7 protein-coding genes are annotated in these 19,965 nt (G+C 73.1%); 5 read left to right on the top strand and 2 right to left on the bottom strand.

Annotated elements, in window-relative coordinates; translation table 11 throughout:
* Positions 1-207 precede the first annotated feature (207 nt).
* Genes ACGFYY_RS36755 through ACGFYY_RS36735 form a run of 5 tightly spaced genes read left to right on the top strand, consistent with a single transcriptional unit; the run spans position 208 to position 6,131 of the window.
* Positions 208-2,697 carry an FkbM family methyltransferase gene (locus ACGFYY_RS36755; protein ID WP_393716285.1) on the top strand — a complete coding sequence of 830 codons (2,490 nt, stop codon included), beginning with the start codon at positions 208-210 and terminating at the stop codon, positions 2,695-2,697.
* Between the two features lie 15 nt (positions 2,698-2,712).
* Positions 2,713-3,564 (top strand): 3-hydroxyacyl-CoA dehydrogenase NAD-binding domain-containing protein, encoded by an 852-nt coding sequence (locus ACGFYY_RS36750; protein ID WP_365271811.1) that lies wholly within the window; start codon positions 2,713-2,715, stop codon positions 3,562-3,564.
* 53 nt (positions 3,565-3,617) lie between these two features.
* The gene (locus tag ACGFYY_RS36745) at positions 3,618-3,872 is read left to right on the top strand and encodes a phosphopantetheine-binding protein (protein ID WP_365271807.1); all 255 of its coding nucleotides are present in this window, start codon (positions 3,618-3,620) and stop codon (positions 3,870-3,872) included.
* A gap of 21 nt (positions 3,873-3,893) precedes the next feature.
* Positions 3,894-5,072: an acyl-CoA dehydrogenase family protein gene (locus ACGFYY_RS36740; RefSeq protein ID WP_393716282.1), complete on the top strand. Its 1,179-nt coding sequence runs from the start codon at positions 3,894-3,896 to the stop codon at positions 5,070-5,072.
* 3 nt (positions 5,073-5,075) lie between these two features.
* Positions 5,076-6,131, top strand: a complete 1,056-nt coding sequence (locus ACGFYY_RS36735; protein ID WP_365271801.1) for an HAD-IIIC family phosphatase — start codon at positions 5,076-5,078, stop codon at positions 6,129-6,131.
* 87 nt (positions 6,132-6,218) lie between these two features.
* Here the strand turns inward: ACGFYY_RS36735 and ACGFYY_RS36730 are convergent, their stop codons facing one another.
* Positions 6,219-7,595, bottom strand: a complete 1,377-nt coding sequence (locus tag ACGFYY_RS36730) for an NAD(P)/FAD-dependent oxidoreductase (protein ID WP_393716280.1) — start codon at positions 7,593-7,595, stop codon at positions 6,219-6,221.
* A gap of 80 nt (positions 7,596-7,675) precedes the next feature.
* Entirely contained in the window at positions 7,676-19,795 is a 12,120-nt protein-coding gene (locus tag ACGFYY_RS36725; protein WP_393716331.1) for an amino acid adenylation domain-containing protein, read from the bottom strand.
* Positions 19,796-19,965 lie beyond the last annotated feature (170 nt).

Here is a 19,965-nt window from a genome sequence, read left to right as displayed (position 1 = left end):
CCGGCTCTGCTCGAGCAGATCTGACCAGGCTGGATGCGACGGAACCCTCGGACAGACACCCGGGCGACACGCGGGCGCTCCTTCCACACACGCGCAGCCCCAGTCCTCCCAGACCGGGGTTGCTTTGCGTGCTCCACCACCGGCGCCCGGTCCCGCCCCGGCCCCGCACCGGCCGCGCAGGCACTTCTGACACATCCAAGGAGAGGTATGACCCCCAACACGATCACCGTCGAGGAGAGGCACGAAGCGGCGGGTCCGCCGACCGGTCCGCTCCTGTGGCACCTCGCCTTGGTCAGCGGGGCCGACGGCGCCTCCCTTGACGCCGGACTCGCCGCGCTCAGGAACGCGGCCGCGACCGGGCCGGCGCCGACCGTCCCGGTCACCCGCCGCGTCGTCGGTTCGGGCTCGGCCACCCACCGCGGCGCCGTGCTGACCGGACCCGAGGGCCCGGTCGAGCTGGGCTCCGCGGCGCCGGACGCCACCGACGCGCCGCCGGCCTTCCTCATCCCCGGCCTGGGCGACCACTACCTCGGCATGGGCCGCGACCTGTACCGGGACTTCCCGGTCTTCCGTGCCGAGGTCGACCGCTGCGCCGAGCTGCTCGCCCCCGAACTCGGCCTGGACCTCAGGGAGGTCGTCTTCCCGGCCACCGCCGACGACGATGCCGACTCCGGCCGGGCCCCGGCCCCCGCGATGGACCTGCGCCGCATGCTCGGCCGCGACAGCGGACCGATCAGCGCCGAGGAGCGCCGGCTGAACGCCACGAAGCTGGCGCAGCCCGTCCTCTTCGTCATCGAGTACGCGCTCGCCGGACTCTGGCGCAGCTGGGGTGTCCGCCCGGCCGTCCTGACCGGTTACAGCCTCGGCGAGTACGTCGCCGCGACGCTGGCCGGCGTGCTGTCCCTCAAGGACGCCCTGACCCTGGTCGCCCGCCGAGCCGCGCTCATCGACACGCTGCCGCAGGGCGCGATGCTCGCCGTCATGCTGTCGGAGCCGGACGTACGCGCCGTGCTCGGCCCGAACCTCTCCCTGTCCGCCGTCAACGGCGACTCGTTCTGCGTGGTCGGGGGACCGGAGGAGGACATCGAGGCGTTGGAGGCCTCCCTGCGCACCCGCGGTGTCGTCAACCGCCGCGTGACCACCACGCACGCCTTCCACTCCACGATGATGGAGCCGATCGCGGACCAGGTCACCGAGCTCGCGCGGACGCTGACGCTCAAGCGCCCGAGCATCCCGTACATCTCGAACGTCACCGGGCAGCTCATCACCGACGAGCAGGCCACCGACCCGGCCTACTGGGCCCGCCACCTGGTCAGCCCGGTCCGTTTCGCCGACGGCCTGCGCGCCATCGGCGCGGACCACGTCCTGCTCGAAGCCGGCCCCGGCCAGACGCTGAGCAGCCTGGCCGCCGAGGTCCGCGGAGCCGGTACCGGCACCGTCGTGGCCTCGATGCGCCACCCGCTGGAGCACCGCTCCGACACCTCCGTAGCCCTCAAGGCGCTCGGCCGGCTGTGGCTGGCCGGCGCCGCGGTGGATCCGACGGTCTTCCCCGCCGAGGCGCTCGTCGCCGACGGCGCGGCCCCGGCCGCCGCCCCTGTTCCCGCCGCGGGCGAGCCGAGCGCCACCGAGCGGGAACTGCACGCCCTGTGGGCCCGGCTGCTGAAGACCGACACCTTCCCCCGGGACGTGTCCTTCTTCGAGCTCGGTGGCAATTCGCTGCTGGCCACCCGCCTGATCCTGCGCATCTCCCGCGCCTTCGCCGTCGAGCCGACGCTGCGCCAGGTGTACGAGTGGGCGACGCTGACCCGGATGGCGAAGGCCGTCGACGCACTGCGCGCCGGCCGCGATCCGGAGGCCGAACAGGCCGGCTCCGACGGCGGCTCCTCGCACACCGGCAGCGCGCTCGCCCGCTTCGAACTGCCCAACGGCCTGATGATCTCCCACCAGAACGAGGCGGAGACCCGCCACTTCTTCGAGGACATCTTCGACCACCGCGTCTACGGCAAGAACGGGATCACCCTCTCCGACGGCGCCACCGTCCTCGACGTCGGCGGCAACATCGGCCTCTTCACGCTCTTCGCCCACTACGAGGCCAAGAACGTGAAGATCTACACCTTCGAGCCGGCCCCACCGCTGTTCGACCTGCTCAGCCGCAACGTCGCCGAGCACGGAGCGGACGCCACCCTGTTCAACATCGGCGTCTCCGACGTGGAGAGCGAAGCGAGCCTCACCTTCTATCCGCGCAGCTCCGGCATGTCCTCCTTCCACCCCGACGAGGCGGAGGAGAAGCACAACCTGCGCACCATCATCGCCAACCAGCGCGAGGCCGGCGCGGACGAGGCGGCCGAGGAGCTCGCCGGGTACACCGAAGAGCTGATGGACGTGCGCTTCGAGGCGATCGAGTTCACCGCGAAGCTGCGCCCCCTGAGCGCGATCATCCGCGAGCAGAACATCGAGCGCATCGACCTGATCAAGATCGACGTGCAGAAGAGCGAGCGCCAGGTCATCGACGGCATCGCCGACGAGGACTGGCCCAAGATCCAGCAGATGGTGCTGGAGGCGCACGACGCGGACGGCGAGGTCGCCCGTCTCGTCGCGCTGCTGGAGAGCCGCGGGTTCACCGCGCAGGCCGAGCAGGACGAGCTGTACGCCGGCACGGACATCTACAACATCTACGCCGTACGCGGCGCACGCTAACGGAGTCGATCAGCCATGGAATTCACGACAGCAGGTGTGGTCGGAGCCGGCGTCATGGGCGTCGGAGTCGCGCAGAACCTCGCCCAGACCGGCCACCGCGTCGTCCTGGTCGACCTCTCCGAGGAGATCCTCGACAACGCGCGCAAGGAGCTCCGCAACAGCCTTCGGGCGTTCGCGATGTTCAACCGCGCGGCCGCGGTCGACCCCGCCGAGATCTTCGAGAAGATCGAGTTCACGACCGACTACGAGCAGCTCGCCAAGGCGGACTTCGTCGTCGAGAACGTGACCGAGGAATGGGCGATCAAGGAGAAGGTCTACAAGGAGCTCGACCGGATCTGCCGGCCCGAGGTCGTCTTCGCCGTCAACACCTCGGCCATCTCCATCACCCGCGTCGGCTCGGTCACCAGCCGTCCCGAGCGCGTCGTCGGCATGCACTTCATGAACCCGGTGCCGCTCAAGCCGATGGTCGAGGTCATCCGCGGCTACCACACCACGCCCGAGACCATCGACACCGCACGCCGCTTCCTGGCCGAGCTGGGCAAGGAGTGCATCGTCGTCGAGGACGTGCCCGGGTTCGTCTCCAACCGTGTCCTGATGCTCACCATCAACGAGGCGGTCTTCCTGGTCCAGGACGGCGTCGCCCCCGCGGCCGACGTCGACCGCATCTTCAAGACCTGCTTCGACCACAAGATGGGCCCGCTGGAGACCGCCGACCTCATCGGTCTCGACACCATCCTGAAGTCCGTCGAGGTGCTCTACGAGAGCTTCAACGACGACAAGTACCGGCCCGCGCCCCTGCTCAAGAAGATGGTCGCCGCCGGCCTGCTCGGTCGCAAGAGCGGCGAGGGGTTCCACACGTATCGCTGACCGAGCCGTACGGACAAACCCAACCGCACCCGAAGACGACAGGACGGAACGAGATGAGCACGGACAACAAGGCCAGGATCGCGGAGTACCTCTCCCGCTTCATCCCGGTGCAGGACCTCAAGGACGACCAGGACATCTTCGAGCTCAGCTTCGTCAGCTCGATGTTCGCGATGCAGCTCGTCTCCTTCGTGGAGCACGAGTTCGGCATCACCGTCGAGAACGAGGACCTGGAGCTGGAGTACTTCCGCTCCATCGACGCCCTCGACGCCTTCGTCGGCCGCAAGCTGGCCGCGCCGGTCGCCCCGTAGGCCGAGCGGAGCCGACCCCAGATGACGACGATGCTCACCGCGGAGCAGGCACAGGCACAGAAGGCGTTCCGGGCCTTCGCCGACCGCCGTGTCGCCCCGTACGCCGACGCCTACCACCGGGCCCAGCGCACCCCGCCCGAGGCAGTCCGGCTGCTCGCCGACGAGGGCCTGCTCGGGCTGCCCGTCCCCGCCGAGTACGGCGGCGGGGGCTGCGACGCGGTGACCCTCGGACTGCTCGCCGCCGAGCTCGGCCGCGCCTGCTCCTCGCTGCGCAGTCTGCTCACCGTCCACACGATGGTGGCGCACGCCGTCGCCCGCTGGGGCATCCGCGCCCAGAAGGACACCTGGCTGCCCCGGCTCGCCCGCGGGGAGCGCGTCGCCGCGCTCGCCGTGTCCGAGCCGGGCACCGGCAGCGACGCCTCCGCCGTCACCACCCGGATCACCCGGGACGGCGAGGACTGGATCCTCGACGGCCACAAGAAGTGGATCACGTACGGCGAGACCGCCGACCTGTTCCTCGTCGTCGGCCGCGGTGAGCAGGGCCCCACCGCCCTGCTCGTCGAACGGGACACCCCGGGCCTGCGCACCGAGCTGATCGAGGACATGATCGGCATCCGCGCGTCCATGACCGCGGACGTGTACTTCGACAACTGCCGCGTCCCCGGCGAGAACCTGCTGGCCCGCCCCGGCCTCGGTGTCTCGCACGTGACCGGCGCGGCCCTCGACCTCGGCCGGTACACGGTGGGCTGGGGCTGCGTCGGCATCCTCGACGCCTGCCTCGAGGCCGCCACCGACTACGCCGCGGACCGCGTCCAGTTCGGCGTTCCGATCCGGGAGCACCAGTTGGTCCGCCGCATGATCAGCGAGATGTACACCTCCGCCCGGGCCGCCCGGCTGCTGAGCCTGGAGGCCGGCCGGCTGCGCGACGCCCGTGACCCGGGGGCCCTGGCCGCCACCTCGACGGCCAAGTACTTCGCCGCCACCGCCGCCGCCCGCGCCGCCACCGACGCCGTGCAGATCCACGGTGCCAACGGCTGCGGCCCGGACTATCCCGTGCAACGCCTGCTCGGTGACACCAAGGTCATGGAAGTCATCGAGGGCAGCTCCCAGCTCCACCAGGTCGGCCTCGCCGAGTACGCCTTCCAGGAGCGGGCCCCCTTCCGCCGTACCCCTACCGCCGCAGCTCGTGGAAGTGAGTGACCGATGACGACGACCCCCGAGACGGTGACCAGGACGACCGCCGTCAAATGCGTGGTGTGGGACCTCGACAACACCGTCTGGGACGGCGTCCTGCTCGAGGACGCCGAGGTCACCCTGCGCCCCGAGGTCGTGGAGACGCTGCGGATCCTGGACGAGCGCGGCATCCTGCACTCCGTCGCCAGCCGCAACGACCACGACGCGGCGATGGCCAAGCTGGAGGAGTTCGGCATCGCCGAGTACTTCCTCCACCCGCAGATCAACTGGGGCAACAAGTCCGAGTCCGTGCAGGCCGTCGCCCAGGCCGTCAACATCGGCATCGACACCCTCGCCTTCGTCGACGACCAGCCCTTCGAGCGCGACGAGGTCGCCTTCGCCCACCCCCAGGTGCGCTGCGTCGACGCCGTCGACGCAGCCGGCATCCCGGACCTGCCCGAGATGCACCCCCGGTTCGTGACCGCCGACTCCCGCGAGCGCCGCCACCTCTACCGGGCCGACGCACGGCGCAACGCCGCCGAGGAGTCCCACGACGGCACCTCGGAGGAGTTCCTCGCCTCGCTCGGCATGCGCTTCACCATCGGACCCGCCGCGGAGCGCGACCTCCAGCGCGCCGAGGAGCTGACGGTCCGTACGAACCAGCTCAACGCCACCGGCTACACCTACTCCTACGAGGAACTGGACGCCTTCCGCCTCTCGCCGGACCACGACCTGCTGGTCGCGGGCCTGGAGGACAGGTACGGCACGTACGGCAAGATCGGCCTCTCGCTCGTGGAGCGCGGGGAGGACGTGTGGACCGTCAAGCTGCTGCTGATGTCCTGCCGCGTCATGTCCCGAGGCGTCGGATCCGTCCTGCTCGGCCACCTGATCCGTGAAGCCCACCGGGCCGGGGTCAAGCTGCGCGCCGAGTTCGTGCCCACCGACCGCAACCGGACCATGTACATCACCTACAAGTTCGCCGGCTTCCGTGAGATCGCGAAGAAGGGCGACATCTCGGTGCTGGAGAACGACTTCTCCCGGATCCCCGAGTTCCCCCCGTACATGGACGTCACGCTGGGGCGGTGAACCTCGCCCGCCGGACCGGTTCCGGCGGGCGGACGAAGGGCCCTGCGGCAGTCCGCCGCAGGGCCCTTCGTCGTGGTCGGGGCCGGATCACCCGGCGACCGCCGCCACGACATCGCCGTACGCGGGCCCGGTCGCCGGGCGCGGCCGCCAACCGGACGCCAGCAGGGCGTCCAGGCGCTCCTTCAGCTCGGGCCGCTCCAGGCTGTCCGCGGGGTCCAGCAGGTTGATGTGCCGCTGGGCGGCCTCCCACAGCACCTGATCGTGCTCCCCCGCCTCCAGCAGCACGAACGAGTTCACCCCGCCCGCGACGGCGCCGAGCCCCGGCAGGTCCGCGCCGGCGATCTCGGCCTCCCACAGGGCGGTACGCCCCAGATCGGCCCGTACCGAGTCCTCGTACCAGGGACGCAGCCACCGCTCCGCGAACTCGCCCAGTGCGCCGGCGAGGCCCGGCAGATCCTCGGGCGCCCGCTGGAGGGTGTCCGCCACGAGCACCGCTTCGGCCAGCGCGACCGAGGCCCCACGTCCGAAGGCCGGGTCGGTCGTGCACAGCGCGTCTCCCACCGGCAGGTAGCCCAGCGGGGTCTCCGGGGTGAGCCTGCGGAAGGTGTTCTTCAGCCCGGCCATCGGTACGACCTCGTCCAGCGGCCGGGACATGCCCTCGGCCAGCCACGGCGCGAACTCCGGGAAGACCGCGACGGCCTGGTCGAACGCCGCGGTCTCGCGCAGCGCCTTCAGGGCATTGTCCTCCGGCAGCCGCCCGATGCCGATCGCGAAGGTCCGGTTGTCGTGGTAGAAGAGCCCGGCGCCGAAGCCGGACCCCGCCACCATCGTCGTGACCCCGCGGTGCAGCGGCGGCCGCTCCACACCGTCCAGCAGCTGGTAGAAGCGCGTGTTGTACACGACGCCGCAATCGACCTCGCCGACCGCCTCCGTGAAGTCCTCGGCGAGCGGCGAGCGCCGGCCGCCGGCGTCGATGACGACGTCGGCCTCCAGCAGCCCGCCCCGGACGTGGACCCCGGTGATCCGGCCGCCCTCGGTCTCCGCCCGTCGGACCGACGTGCCGTACCGCAGTTCGGCGCCCGGCTCCCGGGCGAGCGCCCGGTGCAGGGCCCACTCGACGGTGCCGCGGCGCGACGCGATGACGGTCAGGGCCTCGTCCGCCGTGCCGTCCGCCGCCCCGGCGCGCGGGGACGCCATACTGATGTCCTCGGCGCCGTGGGCCAGCAGATCCGCGTGCACATCGGGCAGATGCTCGCGCAGACACGTGCGGAACAACCCCAGGAAGGTGTGGAGCTGGCGCACCTGGGGGGCGCCCGGGCGCTTCCACCCGGCGAGGTCGGCCAGGTCGGCAGGCGGCTCCGGGTCGCGCTCCACCAGGGTCACCGGGAAGCCGCGGCGAGTGAGCAGGAGAGCGGTGGACAGGCCGGCCACGCCGCCGCCCAGAACAACGATGCGAGGGGTCATGTGGTTTCTCCGTAGACGAGGGGGCTGGCCGGGGGCCCCCACGGTGGCGGGGGCCCCGGCGAGGAGGGTGGTAGGACCGCTCACACAGCGGCGGGTGAGTGCTGCGGCACGGCGGCCAGCAGCGCGGCGGCGACCGCCTCCGGGTTCTCCATGGGGGCGGCGTGGCCGCCCGCCACGCTGCGGGCCGTGAACCCGGCGCGGGTCTGGCCCGCCCAGGCCAGCAGGGACCGCTCCGGCATCAGGAGGTCCTCCGTGGCCGCCACGGCGACGATCGGAATGTCCAGTGCCGCGCGGTCCACGTGGGCCAGCGCTTCCCGGTACGCCCCGGCGAGCGTGACATCCGAACGCAGGGCGCCGATGTACCCGGTGAAGAGCTCCTCACTGTCGAGCACCTGGTCGGGCAGTACGCCCCTGAAGGATTCGGCCAGTTCGGCGGGTGCGGCCGACTCCCACAGCGTGCTGAGGTCCCGAAGCCGGTCCGTCAGCGGGGCCATCTCGGTCGGCGGCACCGCGCACGCGGCGACCAGGGCCAGTGGCGGCACACCGGGACGGCCGGCGAGCCGGTGCGCCAGTTCCCAGGCGACCCAGGCGCCCTGGCTGTGACCGTAGAGGACGGTCGGCAGGTCCAGCAGTCCGGACACGGCCTCCGACACCGCGTCCACGAGCACGTCCATGTCGGTCACCGGTTCCTCGTCGATCCGGCTCTCCCGCCCCGGCAACGCGACCGCCAGCAGCTCGACGTCGTCGGGGACGTGCCGGATCAGCGGGACGTGACCCGTGGTGGATCCGCCCATGCCGGAGAAGGCGAGGATCCGTGCGCGGGGTGCGGCCGAGGGCTTGAGCACCTGGATCCACCGCCCGGACCCGGCAGCAGGCCCCTGAGGCTCCGGGACCCGGGCACTGCCCCCGATGCCCGCGGAGGTGTCGAGCCGCAGCTCCTCGAGGAGGTGGCGGGCCAGCCCGGAGCAGTGGGCGAGCCGGTGGACCGTCTCCGTGGACACGCTCACGCCGGTCCGCCGGGCGATACCGCCCCGCAGCGTGATCGCCATCAGAGAGTCCATGCCCAGCTGTTGCAGCGGGGTGTCGGGCCCGACCGTCGTGGGGGCCAGCCCCAGGACGGCGGCCGCCTCCGCGGTCACGAGTTCGAGCAGCTTGCGGATCCGCCCGGGCGCCGCCAGCTCCGTGAGGGAGGACCGCAGGGCCTCGCCCGCGGACCGGTCCGCGGCCTGGTCCGCCGCGTCCATCGCGGCGCGTGCCTCGTCGATCTCGCGCAGCAGCGGGCGCGGCCGCGCGGCGCAGAACGACGGTGTGAACACGGCCCAGTCGACGTCGGCGACGCCGAGTGCGGTGCGGTCGGTGCGCAGCGCGATGCCGAGCGCCTGCAGTGCCTTGTCCGGCTCCATGGCCCGCAGACCGCGTGCGCGCAGAGCGCTGTCCGTGTCGTGGGACGACGTCGTGCCGCCGCCGGACCGGTCGCCCCAGTGGACGACCGTGGCGGCCAGCCCCTGCGCGCGACGGTGCACGGCGAGCGCGTCGAGCGCGGTGTCGGCCGCGCCGTTCGCCGCCTGACCCGCCCCGCCCCACAGGGCGCTGCCACTGCCGTGGAGGACGAACGCGTCGAGCTCGCGCGCACCCAGCACCTCGTGCAGGTGCCAGGCGCCGGCCGTCCTGGCGGACACCTCACGGTCGATGTCCTCGCGGACGAGGTCCTCGCGGGAGCGCGGCGCCGGCGCCCCCTCCACCAGCCCGGCCAGGTGCGCGACCGTCCGCAGCGGGGCGTCGGCCCGGTCGCAGGACCGCACCAGCTCCTCGACCTGGCCGCGGTCGGCCAGGTCGCACGCGACCAGGGTCAGTTCGACCCCGTCGGCGGCGAGCGCGGCGCGGGTCCGTGCGACCTCCGGCGTCTCCTGCGCCCGCCGTGCGGCCAGCACGATGCGCCGGGCGCCCTGTGCGGCCAGCCAGCGGGCCAACCGGAGGCCGAGCGCATCCGTGCCGCCCGTGATCAGCGCCGTACCGTCGGTCGACCACGCTCCGGATCCCGCCCCGGGCGTCACGCGGCGCAGCCGGCGCACGTACCGTCCGCCCGGACGCAACGCCGCGTGGTCCTCGTGGTCCCCGGCGGTCATCGCGGCCACGAGCTGTTCGGCCCAGCCGTCGTGCGTGTCGCGGGGCACGTCGATCACACCGCCCCAGCGCTGCTGCTCGTGCGGGGCGAGGTCCCGTCCCAGACCCGCCACCATGGACTGGAGGGGGTGCGAGAGGGGGTCGGTGGCTTCGGCCCGGACCGCGCCCGAGGTCAGGGCCCACAGCGGAGTCCGCGGATGTGTCGTGCCCAGTTCCCGGAGCAGGTCGGCCGTCAGGAAGAACCCTTCCGGAGCTCCGCCGCCGGCGGCGCGGGCCTGTTCGTCCAGGGAGGTCAGCGTCAGTACCCCGGCCAGTTCGCCCGGCAGCGTCAGCAGGGAGTGGGCGATCTCCTCGCCGCTGCCGCGGACGGCGAGCCGGTGCACCCGCGCACCGGCCGCGCCCAGCGCGGACTCGGCCGCGTCGGCGAGGGCCTCGTGAGCGCCGGCGCCGTCCGCCGTGACCACGGCCCAGGCCTCGCCGGGACGCAGCGCCTTCGGCCGCGTGTCCACGAGCTGCCAGGTGTCCTCGTACAGCCAGTCGGCGACCAACGCGTCGGCCTCGTGGCGGCGACGCCAGGCCTGTAGGTGCGGGACCAGCTCCGCGATGCCCGCGCGCAGGTGCTCGGGCACCTCCAGCAGGCCGGCGAAGGTGTCCGGGTCGCTCGTGCCGAGCGCGTCCCAGAGCACCTGCTCGGTCCGCGACCGGGCCGGCTCCTTCCTCGCGGGCTCCTTCCAGTACCGCCGACGCTGGAAGGCGTACGTCGGCAGGTCCAGGACGGACCCGGCGCCGAGCACGCGGTTCCAGTCGATCTCGTGGCCCCCCACGTGCAGCAGGGCGAGGTTGCGCAGCATCTGGTCGGTCCCGCCGTGCTCACGGGCGAGCGAGCCGACGACGACACCGCCGCGCGTCCCGCTGCTCTCGACCAGCGGCATGGACAGCACCGGGTGAGCGCTGATCTCCACGAAGACGGTGTGCCCGTCCTCGACGAGCCGCTCCAGCGCTCGGTCGAAGCGGACCGGTTCCCGCAGGTTGCGGCACCAGTAGCCGCCGTCCAGCTCCGTGCCGTCGGCCGGCCCTCCGGTGACGGTGGAGTAGAAGGCGATGTCGCCCCGCCGCGGCACCACCGACGTGAACTCCTCGGAGAGCGCGGGCAGCAGCTGATCCATCTGCGCGCTGTGCGAGGCGTAGTCGACCTTGACCGTCCGCGCGTACACGTCCCGTGCGGACAGCTCGGCGACGAGCTCGGCGACCGAGTCGGCCCGGCCCGAGACGACGGTGGAGCCCGCCGTGTTGATCGCGGCGACGGACAGTGCCTCGCCGTACGGGGCGATGAACTCCTCCACCTCGGCGAGCGGACGCGTGACGAGTGCCATGCCACCCTGGCCGACGATCGGCAGGATCGCCCGGGAACGCACGGCGATGATCCGCGCGCCCTGCTCCAGGGTCAGCGCCCCGCTCACGACGGCGGCGACCAACTCGCCCTGGGAGTGGCCCACCACAGCGGCGGGTTCCACCCCCAGAGAGCGCCATACGGCCGAGAGGGCCACACCCATCGCGAACAGGGCCGGCTGGATCACATCCACCCGGTCGACCGGCGGGTGGCCGTCGTCCTCACCGGCCAGCACCGCGCGCACCGACCAGCCGGTCCACGGCCTCAGGGCCGCGTCGCACTCGTCCACCGCCTGCGCGAACACCGGGTTCTGGAGCAGGAGTTCGCGTCCCATACCGGCCCACTGACTCCCCTGGCCGGGGTAGACGAACACGACTTTCCCGCGCGGTGCGGCGCTGCCCGTGACCACGGCCTCGTGCGGGCGGTCCGCAGCCAACGCCTCCAGCGCCTCCACCAGGCCGGGGCCGTCGGCGGCGACCACACCGGCCCGCACGGCGAAGTGCGAGCGGTGGAGTGCGGCGGTGACCGCCATGTCCGCAGGCGACGTCCCCGGACGCTGCGCCAGCCAGGAGGCCCAGCGGCCCGCCTGCTCCCGCAGCGCGCCCTCGCTCCGCGCCGAGAGGACCACCGGGTACGCGGACGCGGTCGTCCCCTCGGTGGGCTTGCGCACCGGCGGCTCCTCCAGCACGACGTGCGCGTTGGTGCCGCCGATGCCGAACGAGGAGACACCGGCCCGGCGGGGGCCCTGGGTGCTCCGCCACTCCTTCAGCTCGGTGTTGACGTAGAACAGCTCAGGGTCCAGGCCCATCTCGGGGTTGGGCCGCTCGTAGTGCAGGCTCGGAACCAGCTCACCGTGGTACACGCAGAGCGCCGCCTTGATCAGCCCGGCGATGCCCGCGGTGGCGTCGGTGTGGCCGATGTTCGTCTTGACCGAGCCGATCGCGCACGGCTCCTCGCGCCGGGTCGCGCCGAACACCTGCTGCAGCGCCTGGACCTCGATGGGGTCGCCCAGCGCCGTGGCCGTGCCGTGGGCCTCGACGAAGCCGATCGTGTCCGGCAGCACGCCGGCGGCCCCCTGCGCGGCGGCGATGACGTCCGCCTGACCGTCCACACTGGGCGCGGTGAAGCCGACCTTGTCGGAGCCGTCGTTGTTGACCGCGCTGCCGCGCAGCACGGCGTAGACCGTGTCGCCCGCCTCGAGGGCGTCCGACAGACGACGCAGTACGACGACACCCACGCCGTCACCGAAGACCGTGCCGCCCCCCTGTGCGTCGAACGCCCGGCAGACGCCGTCGGGTGAGGAGACCATGCCCTCCTGGTACGGGTAGCCCTGCACCAACGGGAAGGAGATCGACGACGCGCCGACCAGCGCCACGTCCGACTCCCCGCGCAGCAGGCTCTCCCGGGCCAGGTGCGTGGCGACCAGGCCGGTCGAGCACGCCGTCTGCAGCGTCATCGCCGGACCGCGCAGGTCGAGCCGGTGGGCCACGCGGGTCGCCAGGAAGTCGTTCTTCGTGCCGACCATCGACTGGTAGAACGAGGCCAGGTCCGTCGGATCGTCCTGCTGGTAGCGGCCCTGGCCGGTGCCGCCGAACACGGCGATCCGGCCGTCGAACGCCTTCGGCACGATGCCCGCGGTCTCCAGTCCCTGCCATGCGCATTCGAGGAAGAGCCGGTGCTGGGGATCCATCGACTCGGCCTCGGCCGGCGAGAAGCCGAAGAACCCCGCGTCGAACAGGTCCGCGTCCTCGACCCAGCCCTTGGCCGGTATGTACGACGGGTGGCCCAGCAGTGCCTCGGGGACCCCACCCGCGCGGAGCTCCTCCGCCGTGAACCGCCGGATCGACTCCACGCCGTTGCGCAGGTTGTCCCAGTAGGCGGCCACGTCCGGAGCGCCCGGAAGCCGGCACGCCATACCGACGACGGCGACCGCGTCACCGTCGTCCGACGGCCGGACCGCACGGGTCGCGACGGCCGCCGGCCGCGCACCTCCGCCCAGGAACGCCGCGAGCCTGCGCACGGTCGGATAGCGGAACACCGCCGAGAGGGGGAACTCCCGGCCGAGCAGCCCGCAGATCCGCTCGTGCGCCCGCAGCGCGCTCATCGAGCTGCCGCCCAGGTCGAAGAAACCGCGGTCCCGGTCCACGACGGCCAGCCCCAGAACCGAGGCCCAGACCTCGGCGATCAGATCCTCCGGTGCGCCGCTGCCGCCACCGTCTCCGCCGTCGGCCCCACCCTCACCGTCACGCGCGGTGTCCACCGGTTCCAGGGCGAGCAGAGCGTTGCGGTCGATCTTCCGGTTCGGGGTGTGCGGCAGCCCGGACAGGGTCACGAGCCGCGCGGGCACCATGTACGACGGCAGGCGTCCGGCGATGAACTCCCGGAGCTCCTCGACATCGGCCCGCCGCTCCCCGGCGGGCACCCAGTACAGGTACAGCCGCGGATCGCCCGCGACGTCCTCACGGACGACGGCCGCGCATTGCGCCACCCCCGGGTGACCCGCGGCGACGGCCTCGATCTCACCGAGCTCGATCCGATGGCCGCGCAGCTTGATCTGGGCGTCGACGCGCCCGCAGAACTCCAGGCTGCCGTCGGCCCGGTACCGGACCACATCCCCGGTCCGGTACATCCGGGCCTGCGCCTCCCCGGCGAAGGGGTCGGTGACGAAGCGCTCCGCCGTCAGTTCGGGCCGGTGCAGATAGCCTCGGGCCACGCCCAGGCCGCCGATCCACAGCTCGCCCCGGGACCCGAGCGGTACGGGCCGGCGCCGCTCGTCGAGCACGTACAGCCGGGTGTTGAGGACGGGCCGCCCGAGGGAGACCTCGCCGCCCGTCACCTCCCAGGTCGCCGACCAGACGGTGGTCTCGGTCGGACCGTACATGTTCGTCACCGAGCCCCCACAGCTGCGCAGCAGCCGCTCGGCCAGCGGCCGGTCCAGGGCCTCGCCGCCGACGAGAAGCCGGTCCAGCCCCGCCAGCAGGGCCCTGCCTTCGGCGTCGGCGACCAGCATCCGGGCCAGCGACGGCGTGCACTGCAGATGGGTCGGACGGTGCGCACGGTAGGAGGGCCAGGTCTCGACGCCGCCCTGTGCGACCACCACGCGGTAGCCGCGGGTCAGGGTCCACAGCAGTTCGAGAGTGGAGATGTCGAAGGAGGAGCTGGTCACCGCGAGCCAGGTGTCGCCCGGTCCACCGCCCACCCGCTCGTCCATCGCCCGGCAGAAGTTGGCGAACTGGGCATGCTCCAGCACCACGCCCTTCGGCTTCCCGGTCGATCCCGAGGTGTAGATGACGTAGGCCGGATCCGTGGCGGGAGCCGACGGGCCGCCGTCCAGCAGAGCCTGTGCCCGAGCGGTCAGCTCGGGCTCGGTGCCGGCGTCCCGTACGTCCACCACCAGCACACCGGCGTCCACCGCGAGCGGCTCGAGCTCGCCGGTGGAGACGATCACACCGAGAGCGCTGTCGCCGATCACGTGGTCCAGCCGCGCCGGGGGGTACTCCGGGTCCAGCGGGACGTAGGCGCCGCCCGCCAGCCAGGTGGCCAGCATCGCCACCACGAGGTCGGCCGAACGCGGCAGCCGGATACCCACCAGGCTCCGCGGTGCCACGCCCTGTTCACGCAGCCGGACCGCGAGCCGGGCCGCGTCGAGCGCCAGTTCGCCGTACGTCAGCTCCCGGGATCCGGCGACCAGCGCCACCGCGTCCGGGGTGGCTCGGCTCCGCTCCAGGAACAGATCGAGCGCGGTGCGGACGGCGGGAACCTCGGACTCGACGTACGTCCCGTTCTCGCGCAGCCAGTCCTGCTCGGCGCCGCCGAGCAGCTCCAGTTCACCGATCGGCAGGTCCGGATCCCGGACGATCGCGGCGAGCAGGACGGACAGGTTGTCCGCCATCCGCTGCGCGGCCGCGCGGTCGAGGACGGTCGGCAGGAACTCGAACTCGCCGAGCAGGCCCTCGCCGTCGGACGCCAGGGTCAGGGCCAGCTCGAACTTGGCCCCGCCCCGGACGTTGCCGAGCGCGCTCCCGGACTCCGGACGCACCCACGCGTCCTCGCCCTCGCCGAGCGTCACGGCGGGGACCGACATGTAGTTGAAGGCGGCGCGGAACAGCGGGTTCTCGTCCCCGGTGCGCTCGGCGCCCGCCACACGCACGATCTCGGTCAGCGGCACGCTCTGGTGCTCCAGCAGCCCCAGCACCCGCGGCCGGGTGCGCTCCAGGACCGTACGGAAGGACGGCGCACCGGTCAGATCGCACCGCATCGGCAACGTGTTGGCGAGGAAGCCGACCATCCGCTCGGTCTCGGACATCTGGCGGTTCGACCAGATGGTGCCCAGGGCGAAGTCGTCCTGGCCGCTGTACCGGGCCAGCAACACCGCGAACGCGCTCACGTACACGGTGTACGGGGTGACCGACGACGCGGCCGCCACCGCCTCCAGCTCGTCCCGGAGCGCGGCCGGCAGGGAGAAGTACACGGCGTCGCCGCCCGCGGGCCGCCCCTCCGCGGAGGCCGACGGCAGGTCCAGCCGCTGCACTCCCGCGAGCTCCGACGCGAAGAACCGCAGTCCCTCGTCGAAACGCCCCTCGGCGAGGCACTCCCGCTCCCAGCGCGCGTAGTCGCCCAGCTGGTGGCCGATCTCCGGGCCCTCGGGCTCCTCGCCGTCGGCGAACGCCCGGTACGCCCCGTAGAGCTCGGGCAGCATCACACCGCCCGACCATCCGTCGGTCACCGAGTGGTGCATGACCAGGAGCAGCATCTGCTCCCGGTCCCCCTGTACGACGTGGAGCCGCACCAGCGGGCCGCCGTCCACCTCGAACGGGGTGTGCTCGATGCGTCGTACCTCCCGCTCGAACACCTCGGAGGGCCGCCCCGACACATCGGTGAACGACACGGGCACGTCCGCCCGCGCACGCACCTCCTGGACCAGCTCGTCCCCGCGCAGCACCAGCGTGGTCCGCAGCACCTCGTGCCGAGCGGCGACCCACTCCAGGGCGCGCTCCAGCGCGTCGCGGTCCAGGGCCTTCGCCACCCGCAGCTTCAGCACCGCGTTGTACTGGATGCTGCCCGGGCGGATGCGCTCCATGAACCACAGACGCTTCTGGCCCTCGGTGGCCGGATGTACCGAGCGTTCCGCGGAACGCCGCACCGCCGGCATTCCGGAGCCTTCCGCCACGGCGCCCGTGAACAGCAGGTCCAGCAGATGCTCCGCGATCGCCCGCGGCGTCGGGAAGCTGAACGCCAGGTCGGTGGGGAGCACGCACTGCGTCAGATCGGCCAGGCGCTTGCGCAGTTCCATCGACGTGAGCGAGTCCACGCCCAGGTCCTTGAGCGGCTGCTCCGCCGTCACCTGCGCCTCATCGGCGAAGCCCATCACCAGGGCCACCTCGAGCCGCACCACTTCGGTCAGCGCCGCCGACCGCTCGGCCGGGGCCGTGGCCAGCAGCCGGGCGCGCAACGACGCGGACCCCTCCGCGGCCGCGCCGGCCGCCTGCCGCAGCAGGCGCCGCGGACGCACCAGCGCCCGCAGCAGCGCCGGAACCTCGGCGGCGTCCGGACGCGCGGCACCGGTGCTCAGCTTGACCGGCACCACCTGGTGCCCCGGACGGTCCAGCGCCTTGTCCAGCAGATCGAGCCCCTCGGAGACGCTCAGGGCGCCTGCGCCCTGCCGGTCCATCCGGGCCAGGTCGGCCGCCGAAAGGCCCGCGGTCATGCCGGAGCCGCCGGGCGCCCACAGGCCCCAGGCGAGGCTCAGCGCGGGCAGACCACGCCGGGACCGGTGGGCCGCGAGCGCGTCGAGGAACGCGTTCGCCGCCCCGTACGTACTCTGGCCGGGCGAGCCCAGGACGCCCGCGGCCGAGGAGAACAGCACGAACGCCGCGAGGTCCAGGTGCCGCGTCAGCTCGTGCAGGTGGAACGCGCCGTCCACCTTCGGCGCCAGCACGGCGGCCAGACGCCGCGCGTCCTGGCCGGCCAGCAGGCCGTCGTCGATGACACCGGCGAGGTGTACCACCGCGGTCCACGGGTGACCGGGACGGGCCTCGGCCAGCACCGCCGCGACCTCGCTGTGACGGCTCGCGTCGCAGGCCAGCACGCGCACCTCCGCCGCGCCGGCGGCCTCCAGGTCGGCCACGGCGCGGGCCGCGTCCGGTCCGTCGGGGCCGCGCCGCGAGGTCAGCACCAGGTGCCGTACCCCGTGCGCGCGTACCAGGTGCCCGGCGACCGCACGGCCCAGCTCACCGGTGCCTCCGGTGATCAGGACGGTGCCCTGCGGGTCCAGTGCGCGCGGCGGGGTCAGCACCACCTTGCCGACGTGCCGGCCCTGAGCCACGAGGCGGAAGGCCTCGGCCGCGTCGCGGACGTCCCACGCGGTGAACGGCAGCGGGGTGAGCACACCCTGCTCGAACAGCCGGACCAACTCCGCCAGCAGCTCCATCAGCCGCCGCGGATCGCACCGGGTCGGTTCGCAGGCCTGGTACACGACCCCGGGACGGGCGGCGGCGACCTCGGCGGGGTCGAGCACACCGGTCGTGCCCGTCTCCAGGAAACGCCCGCCGCGCGGGAGCAGCCGCAGCGACGCTTCGGCGGACTCGCCGGCCATCGCGTCCAGCACCAGGTCGACACCGGTTCCACCGGTGGCGGCCAACCACTTCTCGTCGAACGCCGCGTCCTGGGGACCGGCGATCCGCTCGTCCGGGATCCCCATCCGGCGCAGCACCGGCCACTGGGCCGGACCCGCCGTCGCGTACACCCGCGCGCCCAGGTGGTGGGCCAGCTGCGCCGCCGCCAGGCCCACGTCGCCGTCCGCGGTGTGGACGAGGACCTTCTCGTCCGGCCGCAGGCCGCCGAGGTCGGCCAGCGCGTAGTAGGCGGTGAGGAAGGCCAGCGGAACCGTCGCGGCCTCCTCGAAGCCCAGCCCGTCCGGGATCCTGCTCATCGCCCGTGCGTCGGCGCGCGCCTCGGTCCCGAAGGTGCCGGGCGCCAGGCCCATGACCCGGTCGCCGACCTGCAGATGCGTGACCTCCGCACCCGTCTCGAGAACGACGCCCGCGCATTCCCGCCCGAGTACCGGCGCGTGGGCCGTGTCCAGGGCGTCGAGCACGGCACGGGGGCTCATCCCCGCCGCGCGCACCCGCACCCGAACCTCGCCCGCGCCGAGCGGCTCCGCCCGGTCCGCGGAGACCAGTTCGAGGGTGTCGATCCGGCCCTTCTCCCCGATGGCGAGCTGCCAGGCGCCTTCCGTCCGCGGCGGGACCAGAGCGTCCGAGGAGCCCGCGCGTACCAGCCGGGGAGCCAGCGCCCGCGCTCCGCGCAGGACCAGCTCCGGCTCCTCCCCGGCGGCCAGGGCGCTCTCCAGCAGGGCCGTACCGGGCAGCTCCTCGTCGAGGTCGAGGACCCGCAGCACCCGCTCGGGGTGCTCGGCACGCACCGTGCGCAGGAGACCCCACAGCGGGGAGTCCGCGAGCGCGTCCACGGGACCGATCCGGTCCGTACCCACGGCTGCGCGGGTCACCCAGGTGACCTCGGTGGCGGCCAGCGCCGGGTCCGTGAGGAGGCGCTGCACCAGCTCCAAGGCCTGTGCGGTCCGCCGGTGTGCTGCCGTGACCACGTCGTCGCCCGGGACGGTGCCGTCCGTGAGGTCGACGAGCAGACGGCGCGGGGCGGCGGCGAGCGCGGCCTCGGCGACGGTCTGTGCCTCGAGGCCGAGAGCGGCGGCGAGCCCGCCCTCGCCCAGGACCACGGTGCCCTCGGTGTCGAGCGTCCGGTCGGGCAGGCTCACCGCCTGGAAGTCGACCTGGTACAGGTGCTCGATGTGGGTGTCGCGCGCGGACCGCAGCTGCTCGGCGCTCACGCGCTGGAGCCGCAGGCTGCCCGCGCGCAGGACCACTTCGCCCGACGGGTCGCTGATCAGGACCGATGCCGCGGTGCTGCCGGTGGAGCCGTCGGAGTCGGCCTCGAGCTCGATGCGGACCCGGAGTTCGGTGCTGCCGGTCGCGTACAGCTGCACGTCCGACCAGAGGAACGGTAGGAAGGCCGTGTCGGCGTGCTCATCGGAATCCGTAGGCGCGAAACCGGCCATCACGTGCAGAGCCGCGTCGAAGAGCGCGGGGTGCACGCCGTAGGAGCCGGCGTCCGCGCGCAGCTGCTCGGGCAGGACGACCCGGCCGTACACCACCCGGTCACCGCGGCGCAGTTCCACCAGGCCGCGGAAGGCGGGGCCGTAGGCGAGTCCCTCCGATGCCAGCCCCTCGTAGAAGCCGTCGAGGTCGACCGCTTCGGTCCCTTGGGCGGGCCAGTCCCGCAGGTCGGTCGCGTCCGGATCCGGACCGTCGGCTTCGTCGGACAGTTCGCCGGTGGCGTGCAGGGTCCACCGGCCCGGTTCGGTCGCGGCCTCGGGCCGACTGTGGACCGTGAGGGTCCGCCGTCCCTCGCCGGTGGTGGCTCCGACCCGTACCTGGAGCCGGACCGGCCGCTCCGGGTCCACCACCAGCGGGGCCGCGAGGGTCAGTTCGGCGACCCGGGCGGCGCCGACGGCGCGGCAGGCCGCCAGGGCGAGGTCCAGTACGCCGGTGCCCGGCACCAGCAGGGATCCGAAGACCTCGTGGTCCGCGACCCAGGCGTGGGTGCGCAGCGACAGCCGCCCGGACAGCAGGTGCCCCTCCCCGTCCGCGAGCGTGGTCACGCTACTCAGCCACGGGTGGCCGGCCGCTTCCAGACCCGCCTCCGCGAGGTCGGTGACCCCGGCCGCGCCCCCCTGCGTCGCGTCCAGCCAGTAGTGCTGGTGTTGGAAGGGGTAGGTGGGGAGGTTGGTGTGGTGGGTGGGGGTGGGGGTGGTCCAGGTGGGGGTGGTGCCGAGGGTGT

Source organism: Streptomyces sp. NPDC048331 (assembly GCF_043201215.1).
In the GTDB taxonomy this organism is placed as follows: Bacteria; Actinomycetota; Actinomycetes; order Streptomycetales; family Streptomycetaceae; genus Streptomyces.
This window is presented reverse-complemented; position numbering and strand designations above follow the sequence as displayed.

Coding starts and splice junctions, on each gene's coding strand:
- ACGFYY_RS36745 (WP_365271807.1), top strand. CDS start 3,618: ATGAGCACGGACAACAAGGCCAGGATCGCGGAGTACCTCTCCCGCTTC.
- ACGFYY_RS36750 (WP_365271811.1), top strand. CDS start 2,713: ATGGAATTCACGACAGCAGGTGTGGTCGGAGCCGGCGTCATGGGCGTC.
- ACGFYY_RS36730 (WP_393716280.1), bottom strand. CDS start 7,595: ATGACCCCTCGCATCGTTGTTCTGGGCGGCGGCGTGGCCGGCCTGTCC.
- ACGFYY_RS36740 (WP_393716282.1), top strand. CDS start 3,894: ATGACGACGATGCTCACCGCGGAGCAGGCACAGGCACAGAAGGCGTTC.
- ACGFYY_RS36755 (WP_393716285.1), top strand. CDS start 208: ATGACCCCCAACACGATCACCGTCGAGGAGAGGCACGAAGCGGCGGGT.
- ACGFYY_RS36735 (WP_365271801.1), top strand. CDS start 5,076: ATGACGACGACCCCCGAGACGGTGACCAGGACGACCGCCGTCAAATGC.